20 protein-coding genes are annotated in these 24,295 nt (G+C 65.3%); 12 read left to right on the plus strand and 8 right to left on the minus strand.

The genetic code is table 11. The features are described from left to right. Positions 1–37 precede the first annotated feature (37 nt). Both NU1_RS11505 and NU1_RS11510 read right to left on the minus strand, forming a co-directional pair. Positions 38–1,180, minus strand: a complete 1,143-nt coding sequence (locus NU1_RS11505; RefSeq protein WP_067520174.1) for a N(5)-(carboxyethyl)ornithine synthase — start codon at positions 1,178–1,180, stop codon at positions 38–40. Between the two features lie 32 nt (positions 1,181–1,212). After that, positions 1,213–1,671 carry a PaaI family thioesterase gene (locus NU1_RS11510; RefSeq protein WP_067520176.1) on the minus strand — a complete coding sequence of 153 codons (459 nt, stop codon included), beginning with the start codon at positions 1,669–1,671 and terminating at the stop codon, positions 1,213–1,215. A gap of 261 nt (positions 1,672–1,932) precedes the next feature. Between NU1_RS11510 and NU1_RS11515 the strand changes: the two genes are divergently transcribed. The 3 genes from NU1_RS11515 (at position 1,933) to NU1_RS11525 (ending at position 4,925) form a co-directional block, all read left to right on the plus strand. After that, the gene (locus NU1_RS11515) at positions 1,933–2,247 is read left to right on the plus strand and encodes a hypothetical protein (RefSeq protein WP_157552108.1); all 315 of its coding nucleotides are present in this window, start codon (positions 1,933–1,935) and stop codon (positions 2,245–2,247) included. Positions 2,248–2,699: 452 nt separating this feature from the next. Next, on the plus strand, positions 2,700–3,998 hold the full coding sequence (locus tag NU1_RS11520; RefSeq protein ID WP_212761186.1) for an MFS transporter: 1,299 nt from the start codon (positions 2,700–2,702) through the stop codon (positions 3,996–3,998). A gap of 75 nt (positions 3,999–4,073) precedes the next feature. Continuing rightward, positions 4,074–4,925, plus strand: coding sequence for a PaaX family transcriptional regulator (locus tag NU1_RS11525; RefSeq protein ID WP_067520182.1), 852 nt, complete (start codon positions 4,074–4,076; stop codon positions 4,923–4,925). A 49-nt stretch (positions 4,926–4,974) separates the two neighbouring features. On the opposite strand, the gene NU1_RS11530 is transcribed toward NU1_RS11525, so the two are convergent. Further along, complete coding sequence (locus NU1_RS11530; protein WP_067520184.1) at positions 4,975–5,373, minus strand: RidA family protein; 399 nt, start codon at positions 5,371–5,373, stop codon at positions 4,975–4,977. Positions 5,374–5,504: 131 nt separating this feature from the next. Here NU1_RS11530 and NU1_RS11535 point away from each other — a divergent pair, with 131 nt between their 5' ends. The 7 genes from NU1_RS11535 to NU1_RS11565 are packed head-to-tail and all read left to right on the plus strand — an operon-like array spanning position 5,505 to position 13,933. Further along, on the plus strand, positions 5,505–6,401 hold the full coding sequence (locus tag NU1_RS11535; protein ID WP_067520264.1) for a fumarylacetoacetate hydrolase family protein: 897 nt from the start codon (positions 5,505–5,507) through the stop codon (positions 6,399–6,401). Continuing rightward, positions 6,388–6,822 (plus strand): cupin domain-containing protein, encoded by a 435-nt coding sequence (locus NU1_RS11540; protein WP_212761185.1) that lies wholly within the window; start codon positions 6,388–6,390, stop codon positions 6,820–6,822. The genes NU1_RS11535 and NU1_RS11540 overlap by 14 nt, the downstream gene beginning before the upstream one ends. Positions 6,823–6,850: 28 nt before the next feature. After that, entirely contained in the window at positions 6,851–8,464 is a 1,614-nt protein-coding gene (locus NU1_RS11545) for an AMP-binding protein (RefSeq protein WP_067520188.1), read from the plus strand. Further along, complete coding sequence (locus tag NU1_RS11550; protein WP_067520190.1) at positions 8,461–8,943, plus strand: acyl-CoA thioesterase; 483 nt, start codon at positions 8,461–8,463, stop codon at positions 8,941–8,943. The genes NU1_RS11545 and NU1_RS11550 overlap by 4 nt, the downstream gene beginning before the upstream one ends. Before the next feature lie 7 nt (positions 8,944–8,950). Further along, positions 8,951–11,347 (plus strand): bifunctional salicylyl-CoA 5-hydroxylase/oxidoreductase, encoded by a 2,397-nt coding sequence (locus tag NU1_RS11555; RefSeq protein ID WP_067520192.1) that lies wholly within the window; start codon positions 8,951–8,953, stop codon positions 11,345–11,347. Next, positions 11,344–12,972 (plus strand): amidohydrolase, encoded by a 1,629-nt coding sequence (locus tag NU1_RS11560; RefSeq protein WP_067520194.1) that lies wholly within the window; start codon positions 11,344–11,346, stop codon positions 12,970–12,972. Before NU1_RS11555 ends, NU1_RS11560 begins: the two co-directional genes overlap by 4 nt. Positions 12,973–13,012: 40 nt before the next feature. Then, the gene (locus tag NU1_RS11565; protein ID WP_067520196.1) at positions 13,013–13,933 is read left to right on the plus strand and encodes an acyl-CoA thioesterase; all 921 of its coding nucleotides are present in this window, start codon (positions 13,013–13,015) and stop codon (positions 13,931–13,933) included. Positions 13,934–13,937: 4 nt separating this feature from the next. On the opposite strand, the gene NU1_RS11570 is transcribed toward NU1_RS11565, so the two are convergent. From NU1_RS11570 to NU1_RS11580, 3 genes are read right to left on the minus strand one after another with little or no spacing between them, the layout of a single operon-like run. Continuing rightward, positions 13,938–15,365, minus strand: coding sequence for an aspartate ammonia-lyase (locus tag NU1_RS11570; protein WP_067520198.1), 1,428 nt, complete (start codon positions 15,363–15,365; stop codon positions 13,938–13,940). Beyond that, complete coding sequence (locus NU1_RS11575; protein ID WP_067520200.1) at positions 15,362–16,429, minus strand: asparaginase; 1,068 nt, start codon at positions 16,427–16,429, stop codon at positions 15,362–15,364. Before NU1_RS11575 ends, NU1_RS11570 begins: the two co-directional genes overlap by 4 nt. Next, positions 16,426–17,874 carry an amino acid permease gene (locus NU1_RS11580; RefSeq protein ID WP_067520202.1) on the minus strand — a complete coding sequence of 483 codons (1,449 nt, stop codon included), beginning with the start codon at positions 17,872–17,874 and terminating at the stop codon, positions 16,426–16,428. Before NU1_RS11580 ends, NU1_RS11575 begins: the two co-directional genes overlap by 4 nt. Before the next feature lie 168 nt (positions 17,875–18,042). Between NU1_RS11580 and NU1_RS11585 the strand changes: the two genes are divergently transcribed. After that, the gene (locus NU1_RS11585; protein WP_067520204.1) at positions 18,043–18,720 is read left to right on the plus strand and encodes a FadR/GntR family transcriptional regulator; all 678 of its coding nucleotides are present in this window, start codon (positions 18,043–18,045) and stop codon (positions 18,718–18,720) included. A gap of 54 nt (positions 18,721–18,774) precedes the next feature. On the opposite strand, the gene NU1_RS11590 is transcribed toward NU1_RS11585, so the two are convergent. Together NU1_RS11590 and NU1_RS11595 are read right to left on the minus strand one after the other, a co-directional pair. Next, positions 18,775–20,190 carry an NlpC/P60 family protein gene (locus NU1_RS11590; RefSeq protein WP_067520206.1) on the minus strand — a complete coding sequence of 472 codons (1,416 nt, stop codon included), beginning with the start codon at positions 20,188–20,190 and terminating at the stop codon, positions 18,775–18,777. A gap of 306 nt (positions 20,191–20,496) precedes the next feature. After that, positions 20,497–21,054, minus strand: coding sequence for an Rv1476 family membrane protein (locus tag NU1_RS11595; protein ID WP_067520208.1), 558 nt, complete (start codon positions 21,052–21,054; stop codon positions 20,497–20,499). A gap of 226 nt (positions 21,055–21,280) precedes the next feature. On the opposite strand from NU1_RS11595, the gene NU1_RS11600 reads away from it, so the two are divergent. Beyond that, positions 21,281–24,097, plus strand: a complete 2,817-nt coding sequence (locus NU1_RS11600; RefSeq protein ID WP_281221101.1) for an aconitate hydratase — start codon at positions 21,281–21,283, stop codon at positions 24,095–24,097. Positions 24,098–24,295: the final 198 nt, after the last annotated feature.

Below are 24,295 nucleotides of genomic sequence, written 5' to 3' on the forward strand. Positions count from 1 at the left end.
GTCGTGTCGCGCTCCAACACTCAGCGGCGCCGGTCCCTCAGGCGACCGCGTACGGGTAGGCCGCGGCGCGGTTCTGGAACGACAGGATGCGCAGGTTCTGGACCCGGCCCTCGCGGATCTCGATGGCGCGGCGGATGGTGGCGTTGCCGTCCCAGGAGTCGGGGCCCGCCATCACGATCGGCAGGTATTCCAGCAGCGCCTCGGAGTTCTCCCAGGTGGCGGAGTTCCACAGGAAGGATGGGCTGTGCGCGACGCCGTAGTGGTGCAGGTCGTCGCCGACGGTGTACATGGGGTCCGCGAACGAGGTCGGACGGGCCCATTCGAAACCCATGCCCTCGTCGCAGGAGACGTCGACGAACAGCGTCCCGCGCGCGAACAGCGGGAGGTCTTCGTTCCGGACGAACATCAGCGGATCCTCGGTGTCCTGCAGAATGCAGTTCACGACAATGTCGTACTGGGCCAGCATCTGCGCGAGCGGTCCGGCTTCGGGCGCTTTCAGGGCGAGGGTTCGACCGGGATTCTCGGGGTCGCGCGCGAAATGCTGCATCCGCACCGACGCGAACGGCGAGGCGACCGCCGATACGCTGCGCTGCGTCAGCACGGTGACATCGCTGATCCCGAGCGCGGACAGCGCCCGCACGGCGCCGCGGGCGGTGGCGCCGAAGCTGATCACCGCCGCGCGCATCCGGCGCCCGTAATCGCCGGTGGTTCCGCGCAATTGCAGCGCGTGCATGACCGAGCAATAGCCGGCCAGCTCATTGTTCTTGTGGAAGACATGGACGCTGAAGTTGCCCTCCTTCGTCCAGTGGTTCATCGCCTCCCAGGCGATCAGCGTCAGGCCGCGATCGATGGCCAGCTGTGTCATCCGCGTGTCTTGCACGCAGTGCGGCCAGCCCCACACCACCTGTCCGGGGCGCAGAGTCTCGAGGTCTTCGGGCAGCGGCTTGGGCAACAGCAGTACGTCGCACTCGGCGAAGAGCTCTTCGCGCGTGCGATGACCGCCGATCAGGGGTGCCAGGTGCTCGTCGGTGTAACCGAAACGCTCACCGTAGCCGTGTTCGACGAGAACACGGTCGCGAAGCGTCGGATCGATCCGGTCGAAGTGCGCGGGGTGTATCGCCAGTCGGTGCTCGTCCTCTTTGCGGGAGGTCGCGACTACACCGATGGTCAGTTGCTTCACTATGCGAGTCTACGTGGGACGAGCTGTTCTATTTACCGCTCAGGTCGTTCGTGCAGGCAGATCAGTGTCTGCTGACCGGTCGCGACGAGTGTTTTCGCTTGGTCGCGCAGGGCGAAGACTTCCAATTGACAGACGGTCAGCGTGCGTCCGAATTTGAGGACGGTGCCCACGGCTTCGAGGGAATCGCCTGCCGCGGGCGCCAGGAGATTGATCTTGAACTCGACGGTGAGCACCGAACTGTTCTCCGGGAACAGGGTGAAGGCCGCGTAGCCGCCGGCGCTGTCGGCAATCGTGCTGGTGGCCCCCGCGTGAATGTAACCGTGTTGCTGGCTCACCTCGGGTCGATGCGGGAGCGTGATGTGCACACGTCCCGGCCCGATGTGGCTCAGCTGTGCGCCGAGATGGCCCATCAATCCCTGACGTTCGAAACTGGCCCGGATGCGTGCCTGCACCTCGGGGCTCGCCTCTTCGTGCAGCGTCTGGGCTTGCATCAGTCTCCTCGTCCGACCTGGTCTACTCAGCTTCGTTCTGATAGATCTCGCGCATGGCTCGTCTAAAATCGGTCGATGAGGTCCGGTTTCCGAGATCAGCTGATTTGCAGGCTAACTCGGTGGCCGTGGCGCCTTGCGATGGCCTCCCTCATTGCCGTCGCGCTGGTCGGATGCGGTGACGAAGAATCCCCGGCAGCGGCGCCTTCGACGTCGGTCACGGCCACTTCGGCCGGGGTGGATACGGCCGCGGTGTGTACGTCTATGAGCGAATTCGCAGTCCATGCCGAAACCGCGTACCAGGACGCGGAATTGGCGGCCAGCATGCCGGACTACCTTGCTGAGGTCAGTCCCGTCCGGGACTCGACGCTCAACCTGCTGCGGGCACAGGGTGCGGCATTGCACGATGTGCCGGAAACCCTCGTCGACGATGTCTCGACCATCATCACCGCCGCCGAACAGACCGCCACCGCGTTGGCCGCCGGGCAAGCGCCGGGAGCGGCCACCGCACCACTGCGCAGCAAGGAAACCACCACCGCCCGCACGGCGATCGCCGGTTATCTCCTGTCGTGTCGGTGACAGTACCTGCCGAAAGGACGCGCGGGACCACGCTGATGGTCGGCGTCTCGCACCGAATCTTCGGTCATGCATGAATCATGACAAACGATAGTCACCTGCGCGATATGCACATTTTACACTCAGGTCAGATGCCCGAATCGCTGAGGTCAAGAGGATGTCTAGCAGCTCAACCTGCAGTGATGATCAGTGATCCGCATTGACAACGTCCGAATGCACGCATCGTCGCCTCCATTCGATTGCTGAACCATCGCAATTTTGACGCTTTCTCTTGACGAGCGTCACGTTTTCGGTATGTTCTGCGCATGTGGTCTGGCTCATACCCACCGCATCCCGCCCGGACTTCGCCTCGTCTGCCCCACGCAGATCGCTAGCTAGGAACACCTATGACGAGATCAACAAGCCATCCTCCCCAACACAGACGCGGTGGGGCAGTGGTCTTCCTCCTGTGTTTCGTGACAATCGTTTTCGATGGGTACGACCTCGTCGTCTACGGATCGACCGTCCCGACACTGATGGCGTACGAACCATGGGACCTGGACTCGGCCGAGGCGGGTTTCATCGGCAGTTTCGCCCTGGTCGGCATGCTGATCGGGTCCATGACGGTCGGGTTGATTACTGACCGGTTCGGCCGCCGCCGGATCATGCTCTGGTCGATCGCGTGGTTCTCGACCTGCATGTTGCTCACGCCGCTCGCGCCTAACGAGCACATCTTCGGCGCATTGCGCTTCCTGACCGGAATCGGTCTCGGCGGTGTCGTCCCGACCTGTGTTGCCCTCACCATCGAGTTCGCTCCCAAGGGCCGGCGGAACCTCGCCAATGCCGTGATGTTCAGTGGTTACTCAGTCGGCGGTGTCGGTGCTGCGGTACTGGCGATTGCACTGCTACCCGAGGTCGACTTCAGGGTCCTGTACGCCGTGGGCGCCTTACCGCTGATCACACTGCTGCCCATTGCCTACAGGTACCTGCCCGAATCGATTTCGTATCTGGCGCGCACCGGGAAAGAAGACTTGGCGGTCGATACGGCCCACCGCTACGGACTGGTCTATGGCGATATCGTGACGACCGACCAGCTCCCTGACGGATCTGCCCAGCCGCAGTCGAGTATGCGTCAGCTGTTGTCGCCCCGTTGGCGTCGCTCGACCGTGCTGTTCGCGGCGGCGAACTTCTGTGGCCTGCTCCTGGTCTACGGCCTCAATACCTGGCTACCGCAGATCATGCGCAGCGCCGGATTCGCCCTCGGCAGCTCCCTCGCCTTCCTGCTCGTCCTGAACCTCGGCGCGATAGTCGGCGCCATCAGCGCCTCCTACATCGCCGACCGGGTCGGGGTGCAAAAGGTGGTCATCGCCTCGTTCTCGATCGCGTTCGTCGCCATCTTCCTGATCAGCCTCAACCTGCCCGCGGGACTGCTCTTCCTCCTGGTGGCCGTCGCCGGCTTCGGTAGCGTCGGAACCCAGATCCTCGTCGGCGGTTTCTGCGCCACCCACTATCCGCAGCATCTCACCGCCACCGCGCTGGCCAGCTCGCTCGCCGTCGGGCGAATCGGCGCGATATGCGGGCCGATTCTCGGCGGCATGATCGCCAGCTGGATGCTCGGCTACCAGGTCAACTTCTATGTCTTCGCGACGGTTGCCGTCCTCGGTGCCGTAGTCGCCGCCTCGGTGCCACGCCAGATGAGTGACGCCGCAATCACTTCCGGTACCGAAAAGCCCCCGGCGCGCGTCGATGCCGAACTCGTCCGCGACGATCAGTAGCGAAGGCCATCCCCGATCCGAGTGCGGCCCGCACCGGATCGGGGATGCCCGACCCTTCCCTTATATTGTTGATTCATGACGGTCGATCTGAGCGAAGCCGATACCACGGTGAGCCGCGGCACCGAACCGCAGCCGCGTCAGTTGATCGTGACTCTGTTCGGTTTGTACGCCCGCGGTGAGCGCAATTGGCTCTCGGTCGCTTCGGTGGTGCGGATGATGGACCACATAGGAGTCGACGGCCCCTCGGTGCGCTCGTCGATCTCGCGGCTCAAACGGCGCAACGTCCTGCTGAGCGCGCGGCACGACGGCGTCGCCGGGTATTCGCTCTCGCAATCGGTACTCGACGTTGTCAACGAGGGCGACTCGCGCATCTTCGGCCGCCGCCGTGCCACCCTGGACGACAACTTCCTCGTGCTGGTGTTCTCGGTTCCGGAGTCCGAACGCGATAAGCGGCATGCACTGCGCGTCACCCTGACCAAACTCGGATTCGGCACCGTGGCACCGGGCGTGTGGATCGCCCCCGCCCACACCGAACGGGAAGTACGCGAAGCCCTCGGCCGTCGCGGCCTATCCGGTTATGTCGAAATGTTCGATGGCAGGCATATCGCCTTCGGCGATCTGCGGTCGAAGATCCGACAGTGGTGGGACCTCGACGAACTGAGCCTGCTGTACTCCGACTTCATCACCACCCACCGGCCCGTGCTGCGGCGCGCCCGCGAGGGGCAGCTCTCCGATCAGGCCGCATTCACCGAATATGTTCCCATGCTTACGACCTGGCGGCGCCTGCCGTACCTCGATCCGGGCCTCCCGATCGCACTGCTCCCACACGGCTGGAACGGGGTCGTCGCCGAGGACCTCTTTGCCGATCTGAACGAGGCTCTCGGTGGGCCGGCCCGTGAACACGCACTCAAACTGATCCACCAGTAGTCACACCGGCGGCGGAGTACCGAGGTACTCCGCCGCCGACGCGCGACGATTACGGCACCGGGATCGAAGCGATCCCTTGAATCTCGATCAGGGCCTCCGGCTGCCACAGCGCCGTCACCCCGATCCCTGCCATCGCCGGGTACTCCGAGCCGGCCATCTCGCGCCAGATCTGGCCGATCGCACGACCATTCGCCTGATAGTCGGGGATGTCGAGTAGATAGATCGTGACGTTCACCAGATGCTCCGGGCGGCCACCGGCCTCCTCCAACGCCGTCAACATGTTGGCGAACGCCTGCCGGAACTGCTCGACGATGCCGCCCGGCACGATCTTGCCCGATTTATCCAGCGCCGTCTGACCCGCCAGATAGACCGTGTCCCGATCCCGCACGGCATGGGCGAAGCCCGACGGACGTGCGAGGGCGGCGGGGTTCACGCGGCTGATGCTCATGGTTTTCCTTCGATGGGAAGAGACGTCGCGATGTCGACGACCGATGACCCCACCGATGATATATATCGTTTATATTGCTGTCGACATTGATCCGCTATACGATCGGGAAGACAGCGACGGAGGTCCCCTTCATGCGACTACAAACCATTCGGCACGCCGACAACCGCACGCAGGCGGTGCTGGCCACCGACAGTCGGTGGCTACCGCTACCGGCTACCGATGTCGGCGAACTCATCCGGCACACCGAGTGGCGTGGCACAGTCACCGACATCCGAAGGACCGCATCCGCAGACGACTATCTCGAACAGGGCACTCTCCCCCTCGCATCGGTCGTGACCAGCCCGCGCAAGATCGTGTGCTGCGGACACAACTACCGCGCACACATTCGCGAAATGGGCCGACCGGAACCGGAGTACCCGACGCTCTTCGCGAAGTTCGCGGACACGCTCGCCGGGCCGCACGACGACATCGAGCTTCCCGATATCGCGCGGCAGGTGGATTGGGAGGCCGAGTTGGCGCTCGTCATCGGAACAACATGCAGAGCGGTCACGTCGGCGCAAGCTCGCGATCACATCGCCGGCTACACCGCCGCCAATGACATCTCGGTCCGGGATTGGCAGCGCCGCACCCCACAGTGGTTGCAGGGCAAAGCATTCGACGCAACCACCCCGCTCGGCCCGGCGATGGTCACCGCCGACGAAATAGACCCGGCCGACGGCCTGCCGATCACCTGCACCGTCAATGGCGAACAAGTGCAGATCGGCTTCACCGACGACCTGGTGTTCGACCCCGCCCACCTGGTGTCCTACATCTCCCAATTCACCACCCTCGCACCCGGTGACGTGATCTTGACCGGCACCCCCGGCGGCGTCGGCGCGGCAGCCGTCCCGCCGCGCTACCTCTCCGAGGGCGACACCATCACCGTCGACATCGAACGAATCGGGCGATTGCGCAACAGCATTCGCTTTCTCCCACATGACGCGTACATCACTCGAGATAAGGAGCTCGCCGCATATGTCGAACACTGAAACCCGGATCGTCCCGATCGTCACCCGCGCAGGACACGAATTCGCCGATACCGCTCAGTCCGGCGGTGCCGTGAGGGTCTCTGGAGTAAGCATCCAGCACACACCCGCGACCAAGATCTGGTTCGGCAAAGTCACCAATGAGCCGGGATACCGGTCACTGCCGCACCATCACGGTGAAGCCGAAACAGGCGGATACGTCCTCGAAGGGAAAGCTCGAATCTATTTCGGCGAGAACTACTCGGAGTTCCTCGACATGAAAACCGGCGATTTCGTCTTCGTGCCGCCCTTCATGCCGCATATCGAGGTGAATATGAGCACGACCGAGAAACTGGTGTGGCTGACCACCCGTACTCCCGACAATATCGTCGTCAACCTCGAAGACGTCGAAGACGCCACCCTCGCCGGGTACCGGCGCGCGTGAACATATAGATACTCCGAAAGAGCCGACGATGTTCACACCCTCTGCCCATATCGACACATATTGCCGGGACAACCTCCCCTCCGAGGAAGAGTGGCCCGAGTTGGTCTTCGACCTACCCGAGCTGCACTACCCCGATCGACTCAACTGCGCGAGCGCTCTGCTCGACACGGCAGTGGCCGGATACGGCCGCGATCGACCGTGCCTGATCACCAACGACGACCTCTGGACCTACGGCGACCTGCTCGACCGCGCGAACCAGATCGCGCGGGTGCTGACCGAGGACCACGGCCTGCTCCCCGGTGGCCGCGTGCTGCTGCGCGCACCGAATAACCCCTGGCTGGTGGCCTGCTGGTTCGGCGTCGTGAAGGCGGGTGGGGTCGTGGTGACGACCATGCCCCTGCTGCGTGCGACCGAGCTGTCGAAGCTGATCGAGTTGACCCGCCCGGCCCTCGCGCTGTGTGCCAGCACGCTCCTCGACGAGCTGTCCCTGGCGGATCCGTCATTGCCGACTGTCCCGGTCGGCGGTTCGACCACCGACGACCTGACGGCCCGGGTATCCGCGAAACCCGTGTCCTACAACGACGTACGGACGGCCGCCGACGATGTCGTGCTGTTGGCGCCGACCTCGGGCACGACGGGCACACCGAAGGTGACGATGCACTTCCACCGCGATGTGCTCGCCATTGCCGACACATTCTCGGCACAGGTGGTCCGGCCACAGCCCGACGACGTGTTCAGTGGCACCCCGCCGCTGGCCTTCACCTTCGGCCTCGGCGGGTTGGTCATTTTCCCGCTACGCGTCGGAGCCTCGGTTGTCCTGCTCGAGAAGGCCGACCCGGACACGCTTGTCGAGACCGTGGAAAAATTCTCGGTGACGGTGCTGTTCACCGCGCCCACCGCTTACAAGGCCCTGCTCAAACGCGACGACCTGGACCGGGTGCAGTCGCTACGTCGCTGTGTGTCGGCGGGCGAGCACCTGCCGGAGGCCGTATTCACGGCATTCCGTGCACGCACCCGATTGCCGATCATCAACAGCATCGGCGGAACCGAGCTATTGCACGTATTCATCTCCGCCGCCGACAACGATATTCGGCCGGGCGCGACGGGGCGGGCCGTACCGGGATTCCGTGCCGAGATCCACGACGAGAACGGGCGGGCCGTACCGGACGGCACCCCGGGGCTCCTGGCGATCAAGGGCCCGACCGGATGCCGCTACCTCGCCGATCCGCGTCAGCGCGAATACGTCCGCAATGGCTGGAACATGACCGGTGACACCTACACCCGCGACGCGGACGGCTACTTCTGGTATCACGCCCGCAGCGACGACATGATCGTCTCCGCCGGCTACAACATCGGCGCCCCCGAGGTCGAAGGTGTCCTCGACCAGCACCCCGATGTGATCGAGAGTGCCGTGGTCGGAGTGCCGGACGATGATCGCGGCACGATCGTGCACGCCGCGATCGTGCTGCGGCCGGGCGTGGTCGGTGATGCGGCGAAGATCCGGGAGATACAGGATTTCGTCAAACGTGCTGCCGCGCCGTACAAATACCCCCGCAGCATCGAATTCGTCTACAGCCTGCCCCGCAGCCCGACCGGAAAGCTGCAGCGGTTCAAACTCCGCGCTTACGGGGACGCGCAATGAATGGCGTCACCATCCAGCGTCTGATCGACTGGCAGGACACCGACGCGGCCGGGCACTATCACCACAGCACCGTCATCCGCTGGGTAGAGGCCGCCGAGGCCGCCTTGCTGGACCGGGTCGATCTGGCCCGGCTGTTCGGGCATATTCCGCGGGTCCGATACGAGGTCGATTACCTCGACCGGCTGTGGTTCGGCGATACCGCGTCTATCGAACTGTCCATCGGCAAGATCGGCCGGTCGTCAATTCGTTACGACTTCGTCGTCAGCAGGATCCCCGCGCGGGCGGCAATGCCCGCGTCCGATTCGTGGACGATCGCGGCTCGCGGCGCCCTGATAGCGACGTATGCGCCGGGCACCGAGAACGGGTCGCGGCCATGGCCGGACCACATCGCCGCCGCGCTGCGCGGCGCGTTCGGACCGGCACCTGACACCGGCGATCAACCAATCCATTTACGACCGACCCCGATCCGAGAGGTGTGAGGCCATCGTGCGCATTGCCGTAATCGGCGGAGGACCTGCGGGTCTGTACTTCTCCGCCTTGATGAAACAGCTCGATCCGAACCATGAGATCACGATCTGGGAGCGCAATGCTCCCGACGACACCTTTGGTTTCGGCGTGGTGTTCTCCGACGAGACCCTCGGCGCCATCGAGCATGCCGATGAGCAGGTCTACCAGCGGATGAGCGCGCGGTTCGCCCGCTGGAGCGATATCGACGTCAGCTACCGGGGTGAGATCCGAACCTCGGGTGGTCAGGGTTTCGCTGCGATGAGCCGCAAGGAACTGCTGCATATCCTGCAGGAGCGCTGTCGCGAACTGGGCGTCACAATTCATTTCGGCCAGTTGGCGCCGGCGGTGGCGGAACTCGCGGCCACGTATGATCTCGTCTTGGGCGCTGACGGCCTGAATTCCGCTGTCCGGAACCAATACGCTGATATTTTCGGCCCGTCTCTGGACCTGCGACACAACAAGTACATGTGGTTGGCCACCGACCGGGCGTTCGAAGCCTTCGAGTTCTTCGTCAAGCACACTCCGTACGGCGTCATGCAGGTGCACGGCTACCCGTATAGCGCCACCGAGAGCACCTTCATCGTCGAAATGCACGAATCCGTATGGCGGAACGCCGGTTTCCACGAATTCGCCGATCGCGAATTCCTGCCGGGCGACAGCGACGACAAGTCCATCGCGTTGCTGAAGGATATCTTCGCCGAAGAACTGGACGGTAATAGCCTGCTGGCCAATAACTCCCGGTGGATCCAGTTCACCACCGTGCGCAACCGGACCTGGCGCCACGACAATATCGTCCTGGTAGGGGACGCGGCGCATACCGCCCATTTCTCCATCGGCTCGGGCACCAAGCTGGCCATGGAGGATGCCCTCGCTCTCGCCGCCTGCTTGCACGAAAACGATTCGGTCGCAGGTGGACTCGACGCCTACGAGGCGGAACGCCGACCGGTTGTCGAGTCGCTGCAGCGGGCCGCCCAAGCCAGTCTGGAATGGTTCGAGTCGATCGGCCGCTACACCGACCAGCAACCGGACCAGTTCGCATTCAATCTACTGACCCGCAGTCGCCGGATCACCTACGACAACCTCAGGCTGCGCGACGACGACTTCGTCGACGCACTCGACCGCTGGTACCTGTCCACGCAGGCCGATACCGTGGCGACGCCTCGTCCACCGATGTTCTACCCGCTGAAGATCAAAGACGTCGAGCTGCCCAATCGCATCCTGGTCGCACCGATGGACATGTATTCAGCGGTCGACGGCGTTCCGAGCGATTTCCACCTGGTCCACCTCGGCAGCAAGGCGCTCGGCGGCGCGGGTCTGGTGATGACCGAAATGGTCTGCGTGTCACCGGAAGGCCGCATCACTCCCGGATGCGCAGGCCTCTACAACGAGGAGCAGCAGCGGGCCTGGTCACGCGTCGTCGACTTCGTCCACAGCAACTCGGAATCGAAAATCGGTGTGCAGCTCGGACACTCCGGACGCAAGGGCGCCACCAAGGTCATGTGGGAGGGAATCGACGCGCCGCTGGAGTCCGGCGGCTGGGAAACCGTTGGTCCGTCGGCCATTCCGTACGGCCCGGACAGCCGCACCCCGCGGGAGCTCACCGCCGCAGAGTTGGATGAGATAACCGCCCAGTTCATCGTGGCCGCACAAGCTGCCGAGCGCGCCGGTTTCGACCTACTCGAGCTGCACTGTGCGCATGGGTATCTGCTGTCCTCCTTCCTGTCGCCGTTGGCCAACGAGCGGACCGACGAATTCGGTGGGTCACTGGCGAACCGGCTCCGCTTCCCGTTGCGGGTACTCGACGCCGTCCGGGAGGTCTGGCCTTCGGGACGTCCACTGTCGGTGCGCATTTCGGCGACGGACTGGGCCGACGGCGGCAATACCATCGATGACGCCGTCGACATCGCCCGCGCCTTCGCCGAACACGGCGTGGATGTGCTGCACGTGTCCTCCGGACAGGTGGTCGAACACGAACGGCCCGCCTACGGGCGCAGCTACCAGACCCCGTTCGCCGACCGGATCCGGCACGAGGTCGGGATCCCACACGGTATCGCCGTGATCGCGGTGGGCGCGATCTCGTCATACGACGATGTCAACTCGGTACTACTCGCCGGCCGTGCCGACCTGGTCGCGGTCGGCCGAACCCACCTGTGGGATCCGCAGTGGACGCTGCACGCGGCGACCGAACAGGGTTATCGCGGCGAGGGCGCGCACTGGCCCGCACAGTTCCGGGCGGGCAACCGCAAGCCGCCGACCGGACGCACCGACGGTCCGGCGCCGCGACTGCAATTGATCCGGGACACGGCGCGACCGCCCGACATCCGCCGCCGCTGGCAGCCTGCCGCGAGCGTCGCTACGCACGAGAGGCTCTCATGACCGAGACTGCTACCGGCGCGGACCTGGTGATCCGGGCCGGTGTCATACACACCCTCGCGGATCTTCCTCCGCAGCGAGCCATCGCGGTGCGCGGTGACCGGATAGTCGCCAGCACACAGGAGTACGGCGGACTCGACCCGTGGATCACTGCCCAGACCCGGGTAATCGACGCCCCCGATGGCGCGGTGCTGCCGAGTTTCGACGACACCCACACCCATCTCATCTATGCCGGGTTCGGTGCGCACGACGTTCCGGTCCATCGGGCAAGAAACATCGCCGAATTTCTGGAGCTGATCCGGGAACGTGCCGCGGTCACACCACCGGGCGAGTGGATCCGCACGACCACGAACTGGCAGGAACTCAATCTCGCCGACCGTCGCATGCCCACGGCCGCCGAATTGGACTCCGCCACCGATAAGCACGCCGTTCTGGTCCGGCGCGGTGGTCACAACGCTGTCGCCAACTCCTATGCCCTGAGCCTGGCCGGTGTCGACGCCGACACCGCGACGCCTCCTGGCGGGCTGATCGGCCGCAACGACGACGGCACCCTCAATGGGCGATTGATCGACTCCGCAATGCATTTGGTCGATCACCTATTACCTCGGCCGAGTCTCGAGGAGCGAATCTCCGGCCTGAACCTGGCCTCCCACGACTACGCCGCCAGCGGCATCGGCACCGTCCGGGACTGTGCGGTGCCACTGCCGGATCTCGACGTGCTCGCCCGCGCGCACGATGCGGGCAGTCTGCACACCAGGGTTCGCGCCCTGGTGATGGCGGGAGGTATGACCGATCCGAGGCAAGTGGACGAACTGCTCGACGCGATGGAGCCGTGGCGCTACCGCTCGGATCCCTGGCTGCGGGTCTGGGGTGTGAAGTTCGTTCTGGACGGCGGCCTGGAGGCGGGTGCGACCGAAGACCCCTACGTCGGCCACGACGATTTCTGCGGTCTGCTCATGTGTGAGCCGGACGCGCTCGTCGACGCGGTCGAGCGCGTCGTCCGGCGCGGCTGGCGGGTCGGCACCCATGCCTACGGTGACCGTGCGGTACGCACCCTACTCGACGTCTATCAGCAAGTCCTGGAACGCAACCCAGGGCTGCCGGCCCGATCATTGGTCATCGAACACGGTGGTCTCGCGACTTCGGAGCAGCGTGCGCGTGCGGTCGCTCTCGGGATTCCGGTGACCATTCAGCAGCCGCTCCTCCACGACACCGCCGAGGTCGAAATCGGCTACTGGGGTCCGGAACGTGTCGCGCAGCTGTTTCCCGCTCGCCAATGGATCGACGCGGGTGCCCTGGTCACGGGTGGCTCCGACTTCCCTGTCGGCCCGTTCGGGGCGATGCAGTCGGTGTGGGGCATGGTGACGCGGGAGACGGTCGCCGGTGTGCTGGGGCCCGAACACGCCATCACCCGGGATGAGGCGATCGATATGCATACGGTCGCGGCGACTCGACTGCTCGGCGAGAGCGATACCCGCGGCAGCCTGTCCCCGGGGCGACTGGCCGACCTGACCATCTGGCCCGTGGACCCCCGGACGGCCCCGATCGAGGAGTTGCGCGGTCTGGCCCCGCTGGCGACGGTGATCGGTGGTCGTGTCGTCCACGACGCGGGCCTCCAGAGCCAGTGACCATGAAAACTGCGATATACCTGCGAGATTGGCTGAACTCATGACGACCGAAACGCTGGCTACTTCCGCGATCTTCACCGCGGCCGTCGATTTGACGCCCGCCGACCCCGAACACTTCGACATTGCCTTCACCGCGACCACACAGCCGTGCCCTTGGCCCAAGGCCTACGGTGGCGATCTGGTGGCCGCGGCCGCGGCTGCGGCCATGCGAACCGTGACCGATGGCAAAACAATGCACTCGATGCACAGCTACTTCCTGCGCCCGGCCGATATCGGTGCCGACGTCCGGTACGAGGTGGAGTTGCTGCGGGACGGCCGCGGCTACAGCACACGGCAGGTGCGTGGTTACCAGAATGGCAAGCCGGTCTATGTCTGCCTGGCCAACTTCGCCGCGGGCGAGCCGAGCGGAACCTTCCAGACCGAACTCACCGAGGTGGTCCCCGATCCCGAAGGACTGCCCAGTTCGGCGGCCTACCTCACCGATCGCACCGGCGGATCGATGACCGAAGAGTCCAAGGCCTACTGGTCCGGTGGCCGCAGCTTCGACATGCGGCACGTACCCGGGCCGGTCTACCTCGCCGTCGATGGAGACCGCGTGCCGCACCAGGCGGTCTGGGTAAAGCCATTCGACCCGCTGCGGCCGGTCGACGGCCTGAGCGAAGCCCAGCGGGATCTGGCCGCCCTCGCCTATGTCTGCGACTACACAATTCTCGAGCCGGTCTTACGGGTACTCGACTTACCCTGGGCCAAGCCCACTCTGGTCACCGCGAGCCTCGACCACGCAATGTGGTTTCACCGTTCGGGACCGGTCGACGACTGGCTGCTCTACGTCCAGCAGGCAGTCGCCGCCGATTCGGGGCGAGGCCTGGCCACCGGCCGCTTCTACACTCGCGATCACCGGCACTTGGCGACGGTGCTCCAGGAGGGCATGATCCGCGACTCCCAACCGCGCGACGTGTAGGTCATCACGGCAGCGGGCCACCCTCGGTCACTGGGGCGGCGAGACCCGCCAGGCGATGGGGCGCGAGCAGCTCGGCGACCCGCTCTGGCGAGAGCAGTCCGAGCTCGGTCGCGATATCGCCGACGAATTGTCCGGTCAGCAAGGCTTGTTTGGCGATGGCAGCGCTCGCGGCATAGCCGATATGGGGGGTCAGCGCCGTCACGATACCTACCGACCGGCGCACCCCCTGCTCCAGGTGCTCACGGTTGGCGGTAATGCCGGGGACGCATTTCGTTGCCAGGGCATCGGCTGCGGCGATCAGATGGGTGGTGGTTTTGAGGAGGCTGTAGGCGATGATCGGTTCGAAGGCATTGAGCTGGAACTGTCCGGCCTCGGCGGCCATGGTTACGGTCAGATCATTGCCTATGGCTTCGTAGGCGATCTGGTTGACGAGTTCGGGGACAACGGGATTGACCTTGCCGGGCATGATCGACGACCCGGCCTGCAGAGGGGGCAACTGGATCTCGCCGAATCCTGTCACCGGACCGGAGGACATCAGGCGCAGGTCATTGCAGGTCTTCGAGAGTTTGACCGCGACCCGCTTGAGGATGCCCGACACCTGGACGAAGGCCCCGGCGTCCTGGGTCGCCTCGATCAGGTTCTCCGCCGGAGTCACCGCTTCACCGGTGAGCTCGCTCAGATGTGCGCAGGCCAGCGCGGAATACTCTGGGTGACCGTTGATTCCGGTGCCGATGGCGGTGCCGCCGAGATTGCTCTCGCACAGCAGTGCGGCACCTTCGGCGAGCCGGAGGCAGTCCTCGCGCACCATGACCGCGAAGGTGCCGAATTCCTGACCCAACGTCATCGGTACGGCGTCCTGCAATTGGGTGCGGCCCATTTTGATGACGTCGGCGAATTCGACGGCCTTGAGATCGAAGGCGTCCGCGAGGCGGCCCAGGGCGGCGGCGAGGTCCCGGACATGGCGTACCACAGCGAGATTCACCGAAGTCGGGTAGACGTCATTGGTGGATTGGCCGAGGTTGACATGGTCGAGGGGGTCGAGCTCGCCGTAGGTGCCGCGCTCGTGGCCGAGCAGTTCGAGGGCACGGTTGGCGATGACCTCGTTGGCGTTCATATTCGTCGAGGTGCCCGCACCGCCCTGGATGGGGTCGATGGGGAATTGGTCGTGGAGGGCGCCGTTCCTGATTTCCGCGCAGGCACTGTCGATCGCCTCGGCACGACGGGCATCGAGCACACCCAGTTCCCGATTGGCCCGGCACGCGGCCTGTTTCACCGCGGCGAGGGAGGCGATGAGGGCCGGGTAGTTCCCGATGGCGTCGCCGGTGACCGCGAAATTCCGTAGGGCGCGGGCGGTGTGGACGCCCCAGTAGGCATCGTTCGGCACGGGCAGTGCGCCGAGGGAGTCGCTTTCGATCCGGGTGCTGTCGGTCATTGATAACTCCGGGAGGGTGAGTGGGATTCGCGGGCGGGTGACGGGAGCTTCGGTGCGGCACGGGGATTCGCGAGCTCGCCGAGCAGGTTCGTGGTCACCCAGTGCCGCAGGGCGGCGCCGGTGAGTCCGTGGGCGACGAGGAAGGACAGTTTGGCGAGAGCAGCCTCCCTCGTCATATCGCCGCCGCTGATGGCACCGGCGTCGAGCAGCGCCCGCCCCGGCTGATACCGCTCCAGATCGATGGAGCCGCTGTCGCACTGGGTGATGACGACGACCGGTGTGCTGCGCCTGGTCGCGGAGCGGATCGACGCGATCAGGTCGGCGCTGTGCAGTGGCGCGGTACCGGCCCCGTAGCACTCGAGCACCAGGCCGCCCCGGTAGTGCCCCAGCGCCGCGTCGAGCAGTTCGGCATGCATCCCCGGGAACACCGTGAGGAGCCCGACCGGATCGTTCGCCGCGCCGCCGCGCCGCGGGATCGGTAGCGCGGACGGCCGCTCAGGTGGCGTCAGGTCGCGGATGGTGGCGAATCCGTCGTAGTCGTCGATGGCGCGTTTGGAGGCTCGCACCGCGGGATGCAATGCGGAGCCGAAGGCCAGGTAGGTACCCGGGACGGGCTGGGCGACAATCGAATTCAGTGCCAGGTGCAGATTGCCGCGGGCATCGCTACCTGGATGACCCAGGGGAATCTGGGCTCCGGTCAGCAGCACGGGAACCGCGATATCGCGCAGTTCGAACGCGATTCGCGCACCGACATAGGCCATCGTGTCGGTGCCGTGAATAACGATCACACCATCCGTTCCGGCCGCCGTACCCGAACGCACCCGCTCGGCGATCCGGACGGCGGTGCCCGCATCGGCGTCGGCGCTGTCGATGACCCGATCGAGTTCGCCGTACCGACAATCGACCGAAACCTCCGCTGCCTCCTCGAACTCATCGATGATCTCGGCGATCTCGGCATCGAGTCCCGACCGGGGATGCATACCCGCCCCGTGGTCGACCATCCCGAATGTGCCTCCGGTGTACAGGATCTCGACCCGCATCGGCGGCCGCTCGACCGCCGTCACGAGGGATCGACCGGGGCGAGAACATCGGTGGCGAGTCGGTCGCGCACCCGGAACCAGCCCACGACCATGGCGACAACGACCGCCGCGAATACCACCACGGTGATCCGCCCGATCTCGGCGTCGAAGACCATGAGGACAACGACCCCGGCGAGAAAGACGAGTGTCGCGATATTGAGGACGGGAGCGAACGGCAAGCGGAAGGCGGGCCGGACGTACTCCCCCTGCTCGGATCGGCGCACGAAGATCCAGTGGCAGATCATGATCGACGCCCAGGTGCCGACAATCCCCAGTCCGGACAGATTCAGCACGATCTCGAATGCCTTCTGCGGCATGAGCAGATTCAGCGCCACACCGGCGATCCCGACCGAGCTGGTGATCAGAATCCCGCCGTAGGGAACGCCATTGCGGTTCATGCGCTGGGCGAAACTCGGGGCGGTACCGGCCATGGCCATCGATCGCAGGGTGCGGCCCGTCGCGTACAGACCGGCGTTCAGGCTCGACAGTGCGGCGGTGAGCACCACCAGGTTCATGATGTCACCGGCGTGCGGAACGCCGATCGAGCTCATCACCGTGACGAAGGGACTTTCCTTGGCGGAGTAGGCCGTCCACGGCAGCAGCAGCGTGAACAGGATGACCGAGCCGGCGTAGAACAGGATGATCCGCCACATGATGGAGTTCACCGCCTTCGGGATGACGGCCTTCGGATTATCGGATTCGCCCGCCGCTACACCGATCATCTCCGTACCACCGAATGCGAAGACCACGCCGAGGGCAATGGTGAACATGGGAGCCAGACCCTGCGGGAACAGACCGCCATTGTCGGTGATTGTCGATATGCCCGGCACATTGCCGCCCACCGGTGTGCCCGTGACGATGAACCCGATGGCCACCAGCATGAAGATGACGATGGCTCCCACCTTGATGAGCGCGAACCAGAACTCCATCTCACCGAACAGCCGCACCGAGACGACATTGAGTGCGACAACAAGTGCCAGCGCGATGAGCGCCAGCACCCACTGCGGCACCGGAACGAACATGGCCCAGAAATGCGCGTAGAGCGCGACCGCGGTGATATCGGCAACCAGCGTTGTCGACCAGTTCAGGAAATACAGCCAGCCCACGGTGTATGCGCCACGCTCGCCGAGGAATTCGCGGGCGTAGGAGACGAACGCCCCGGATGACGGCCGATACATCACCAGTTCGCCGAGGGCGCGCACGACCATGAAGGTGAAGATGCCGCACACGATGTAGACGAAGGCCAGGGACGGTCCGGCCAGCGCCATGCGGCCGCTGGCACCGAGGAACAGCCCGGTGCCGATGGATCCGCCGATCGCGATCATCTGCATATGGCGTTTGCGGAGCTGCTTCTGATAGCCGATATCGCCGATATCGACCTTGGCTGCCGGTGTGGCGGTATCGGTCGCCGTGTCGCTGTGGTGCTGCATCGAAACCTTCCTGAGGCGGGTCCAGCCCAGGCGGCGACGGTGACCACACCTACCTGTCAGGCTGTAAGACAGCCAGACAGTAACGCGGGTCACAACCGGTGTCAATGTCGGCCCGACATGCGGCTTCGACGCTTTGACGCCATCTGACCCGCTGCCCATACTTATCGCGTGACAGTCGAAGAAGGACAGGTGCAGCGCATCGGCGCTACCGAAGCGGTCTTTCGCCGACTCAAGAGCCTGATCCAGAGCGACGACTACTCGGTCGGCGACCGCCTACCCGGCGAATTGGCACTGGCCAAGGAGTTCGGCGTGAGTCGGCCCGTGGTACGTGAGGCCCTGCACGCGTGCGCCACCTTGGGTCTCACCGAAACCCATACGGGCCGTGGCACTTTCGTAGTCTCCAAAAAGGAGAGCCCGCGCCTGACCTTCGCCGGCGTCGATGCCGCGGATCTTATCGAGGCGCGCCGCCTCGTCGAGATCCCCACCGCGGGCTACGCCGCCGAACGCCGCACCGCGGAGCAGCTACGGCACCTGTTCGAGATCCTCGACAATCTCGCCGCCGCGACCGACGCGCGCGAGTGGGTTCGCTACGACGGCGAACTGCACACCGCGATCGCGGCCGCGAGCGGAAACACCATGCTCACCACCTTCGTCGCCGACACCCGCCGCGCCCTGGACCCCCAGTCGGAATTCCTCAATGTCACCCAGGACCGCCGCGCCAATTCCGACCGCGAACACGAAGCCATAGTCCGCGCCATCGAAGCCCGCTCCCCCGACCTCGCCTGCCGAGCCATGGCCGAGCACCTGGAGAAGGTCGCCGAGACAATCGCTCGCATCGGCGACTGACGTCTCCTCTGGACCGATCGGAACCGACCCGATCGGTAGGCGGCTGCTGCTGACTCAGATTATCCGCACCGCGTACGGCATGATCCCGCCCTCACGAACCGGCGAAACCCGAACTACCTCACCGGATTGCGGGGCTTCGACCATTTTGCCGTTGCCGAGGTACAGCGCGACGTGTTGGCTGCCGCCCGGGCCCCAGAAGAGCATATCGCCGCGTTCTCGGTCGGAGACGTCTACGCGGGTGCCCATGTTGTACTGGTAGCCGCTGTAATGCGGTAGGGAGACACCGATTCCGGCGAAGGCGTAGATCATCAGGCCGGAGCAGTCGAAGCCTACTTTTTGGTAGTCGCCGTGGCTGTCGGCGACGCCGCCGTCACGGATGCCGAGGGTGGCGCCGGCCTCGTCGCCACCACCCCAGGCGTAGTCGACGCCGAGTTGGGCCATGGCGCGGTCCACGACGGTTTCGATGAGGGTGGCGCGGTCTCCGCTCGGACGGCCCGGGGATTGGCCGTAGCGCGGGGGTGTGGGCGAATTGCCCAGTTGGGTGTGGGGGCGGTGAGTGGCGGCGGCATTGTTGGCGCGGTCGTTGGCGTCGTGGTTGGCGGCGGCGCGGGCCGCCGCCGCCGCGGCCGCGGCGCGGTTGGCGGCTTCCTCGGCCAGGCGCTGCTGGTCCCACGCGACGAACGCGTCGCGTTGACTTTGCAGACCACCTACCCGGATGCGGGCCTCGTCCAGCCGCTGCTGGGCCGTATCGCGTTGCGCCTGAAGACCATTGCGGACCGCGGTCTGCTGGTTCAGTTCGGCCTGAGCGGCCGCCACGGCATTCTCCGCCTCGGTCTTCTTCGTCTCGGCATCGGCCGCGGCGGCGTCGGCGACCTGTTGAGCCTGGCGCGCGGCGGCATTCTTATTGGCCTGATCGACCTGGGCATGGCGCAGCGCCTGGACCACCTGCTGCTGATTCTTCGACGCGATGGTCAGCACCTGGGCGCGGGCCAGGGCCGTCTCCGGGTCGGGGGCAGAGAGGTAGGTGATCAGTGAGGTGGAGGCCGGGCGCATATAGATCTGAGCGACATACCTGTTGAAGTCGCGGTGCGCCGAATCGACCTGGGTGCCCGCGGCGGAGAGCTCCCGCTTGCTGGCGATGACCACCTGCGCCGCGGCATCGGCGGCCGAGCGCGCGATCTGTAGATCCACCAGCGCCTTGTTGACGGCCTCGCGGCGGGCGGCGACGGCGTCGTCGAGTTGGCGCAATTGCTGTTCGACCGAGGCGACCTGATTGATGAGCGCGGATACCTCGCCCACGCCCGCATCGACCTGCGCACCCGCGTCGGCGATCTCATTGTCACTGGGATTGGGGGGCGGCGGTGGTACGGCATGTCCGGAGGCGACGCCGACCGCCAGCACGGTCAGGACTACAAGCAATTCCGCAGCGAACCGAACCGGGCGTTCTCGCCACGTCGCCGGTATTCGCATTGCGCCTCCCTGGTTCCTGCCTGGTCCCGGGGGAAATGAGATTTCGCCGCTAGCAACATCAGCCTCATGAGACCCGCAAGACACTTCTTCCCCAACAGTGTCGTAATGAGACCGTACGACATGGTTGAGGCCAGAACGGGGAGGCACGCCAGGATGACCTGCGCGCGGTTCACTCGTAGCCAGCCGTTTGCCTGATTTCTTGGCGCGTCAGGGAATGCGGCAGCGGCTTACCGGCCGGAAAATATTCCGGCCATCAGCAAAGAAGGAGCGAACAGGATCGGGCCCACGACGGGCCCGATAGGCGAGCTAGGCGACCGGTTCGCGGTCGGCGTCGCTCTCGACCGGGGCAGTTGCTGCCGCGCGGCGCGACTTCACGAAGTACAACCCGACGATGATCGCCACCAATCCGGCGGTCAATACACCGGCGATCAGCGTCCACGAGATGCCCTCGGGTGCTTCCAGCCGATTCACCAGGGTCTGTGCCGCTTGCTCCGTGCGCTCCGGGCCGTGGTACTTCGACTTGTCCTCGGCCCATTCGAGTCGGGCGCGGGCATAGGTATCGCTCCAGGTGCCGATCCAGTCGTCACTGAAGACGACGACGGTGCCGTGCTCCTCTTTGCCCACTTCGGTGGCCAAATCGCGCAGATTCGCCTCGATGCCCGGGTTACCCGGCACCACAACGATATTCAGGTCGATGCCGTGATCGCGCGCACCGGCGACGATTTCGGCAAGGCCGTCCTGCTCGCGCCCCTTGGGGGCGGCAACGTGATTGTCGGCCAAGTCGCGAAGAATAGCCTTCAGATCGGTATTGGGCGGTAGCTCGGCGAGCATCGGGGTGAAGCCCTGGGTGTGCGAGACGGTCACGGGTGCAGAGTACGGGACCACTTGTCACATCACCTCACCACGGCGCGCCGAGCGGTCGCCGGGCCGGTCCGGGGCCCCTTCCCGGAATGTCAAGGGGCCCTCCCCGGTTAGTTCACAGGACAAGCGTACTGTTAGGGTTCGAAACCGGACGAGGCTCCGCGCCTCGACGAGCCATCGGCACAGCCCCGCCGTTGGCCCACCCATTCACAGACGAGTGGAGCTGAACGTGACGAGTATCGATACATTCGGCGCCAAGGGCACCCTCGAGGTCGGAAGCAACTCTTACGAGATCTTCCGGCTCTCGGCCGTGCCCGGCACCGAGAAGCTGCCCTACGCATTGAAGGTCCTCGCGGAGAACCTGCTTCGCACCGAGGACGGCGCGAACATCACCGCCGACCACGTGCGCGCCATCGCGAACTGGGACCCCAACGCCCAGCCCGACACCGAAATCCAGTTCACGCCCGCCCGCGTGATCATGCAGGACTTCACCGGTGTCCCCTGCATCGTCGACCTCGCCACCATGCGCGAGGCCGTCACCACCCTCGGCGGCGACCCGAACAAGGTCAACCCGCTCTCCCCCGCCGATATGGTCATCGACCACTCGGTCATCCTCGACGTCTTCGGCCGCGCCGATGCCCTCGAGCGCAATGTCGACCTGGAGTACCAGCGCAACGGCGAGCGCTACCAGTTCCTGCGCTGGGGCCAGGGCGCCTTCGACGACTTCAAGGTCGTCCCGCCCGGTATGGGCATCGTGCACCAGGTGAACATCGAATACCTGGCCCCCACCGTCATGGTCCGCAACGGCCAGGCCTACCCCGACACCTGCGTCGGCACCGACTCGCACACCACCATGGTCAACGGCCTGGGCGTGCTGGGCTGGGGCGTCGGCGGTATCGAGGCCGAGGCCGCCATGCTGGGCCAGCCGGTCTCCATGCTGATCCCGCGCGTCGTCGGCTTCAAGCTGACCGGTGAGATCAAGCCCGGCGTGACCGCCACCGACGTGGTGCTCACCGTCACCGACATGCTGCGCAAGCACGGCGTCGTCGGCAAGTTCGTCGAGTTCTACGGCAAGGGCGTCGCCGAGGTTCCCCTCGCGAACCGCGCCACCCTGGGCAATATGAGCCCCGAATTCGGTTCCACCGCGGCGATCTTCCCGATCGACGCCGAGACCATCAACTACCTGCGCCTCACCGGCCGCAGCGATGAGCAGCTCGCGCTCGTCGAGGCGTACGCCAAGGAACAGGGCATGTGGCACGACGCCGAGCGCGAGCCGCAGTACTCGGAGTACCTGGAGCTGGACCTGAGCACCGTGGTGCCGTCCATCGCCGGCCCGAAGCGCCCGCAGGACCGAATCCTGTTGTCGGACTCCAAGACCGCGTTCCGCAAGGACATCCACAACTACACCAGCGATGCGGAGTCCGGCCCCGCCGCCCTCACCCCGCACACGCATCTGGACGAGGCGCTCGAGGAGTCCTTCCCGGCGTCCGATCCGGCCGCACTGTCCTTCGCCGACGACGACGCGGTGCTGATCCCGTCCGCCGCGAACGGCAATACCGGCCGCCCGTCCAAGCCGATCAAGGTCTCCGATCCGGAGCGCGGTGATTTCGTACTCGACCACGGCGCCGTCGTGGTCGCGGGCATCACCTCCTGCACCAACACCTCGAACCCGTCGGTCATGCTGGGCGCTGCCCTGCTGGCGCGCAACGCGGTCGAGAAGGGTCTGACCTCCAAGCCGTGGGTCAAGACCAATATGGCGCCGGGCTCGCAGGTCGTCTCCGCCTACTACGAGAAGGCCGGCCTGTGGCCGTACCTGGAGAAGCTGGGCTTCTACGTCGGCGGTTACGGCTGCACCACCTGCATCGGTAACACCGGTCCGCTGCCGGAGGAGATCTCCAAGGCGATCAACGACAACGATCTGTCGGTTACCGCGGTGCTCTCGGGCAACCGCAACTTCGAGGGTCGTATCTCCCCCGACGTGAAAATGAACTACCTGGCCTCGCCGCCGCTGGTCATCGCGTACGCGCTCGCGGGCACCATGGACTTCGACTTCGAGACCGATCCGCTGGGCCAGGATACCGACGGCAACGATGTCTTCCTGAAGGACATCTGGCCGTCCCCGCAGGAGATCGACGACACCATCAAGACGGCGATCAACCGTCAGATGTTCACCGACTCCTACGCCACCATCTTCGCGGGCGACGAGCGCTGGCAGAACCTGAGCACCCCGGAGGGCGACACCTTCGCGTGGGACGAGAACTCGACCTACGTCCGCAAGGCGCCGTACTTCGAGGGTATGCAGATGGAGCCGGCCCCGGTCACCGACATCAAGGGCGCTCGCGTGCTCGCGCTGCTCGGCGACTCGGTCACCACCGACCACATCTCCCCGGCCGGTCCGATCAAGCCGGGCACCCCGGCGGCGCAGTACCTCGACTCGCACGGCGTCGAGCGCAAGGATTACAACTCCCTGGGCTCACGTCGCGGTAACCACGAGGTCATGATTCGCGGCACCTTCGCGAATATCCGCCTGAAGAACCAGCTCCTCGACGATGTCTCCGGTGGCTACACCCGCGACTTCACCCAGGAAGGTGGCCCGCAGGCCTTCATCTACGACGCCTCGCAGAACTACCAGGCCGCGGGTATCCCCCTGGTCGTGCTGGGCGGCAAGGAGTACGGCTCGGGTTCCTCGCGTGACTGGGCCGCCAAGGGCACCAGCCTGCTCGGCGTCAAGGCTGTCATCACCGAATCCTTCGAGCGCATCCACCGCTCGAACCTGATCGGCATGGGCGTTGTCCCGCTACAGTTCCCGGCCGGCGAGTCCGCCGCGTCGCTGAAGCTGGACGGCACCGAAACCTTCGATATCGAGGGCATCACCAAGCTGAACGAGGGTGTGACTCCGAAGACCATGAAGGTGACCGCCACCAAGACCACCGGCGAGAAGGTCGTGTTCGACGCGGTCGTTCGCATCGACACCCCCGGCGAGGCGGACTACTACCGCAACGGCGGAATCCTGCAGTACGTGCTGCGCAATATGATTCGCGGCTGAAAGATCCCCGCAGATGCGGGGATAAGCCCATGATTCGCGGCTGACTCCCCGCAGCTGCGGGAACAATCCGCCGAAGGCGCGATTCGCTTCCCGACCCCAGGGTCGGGAAGCGAGGAACCGCAGTCGGTTTCAGTGGCAGGCGGCCTCGTTCGCCGCCTGCCGCGCGACCCGTCCGGGTCGCTTCGCTCGTCGCTCGTG

Origin of the sequence: Nocardia uniformis NBRC 13702, from assembly GCF_001613345.1 — a bacterium.
Taxonomy (GTDB): Bacteria; Actinomycetota; Actinomycetes; order Mycobacteriales; family Mycobacteriaceae; genus Nocardia; species Nocardia uniformis.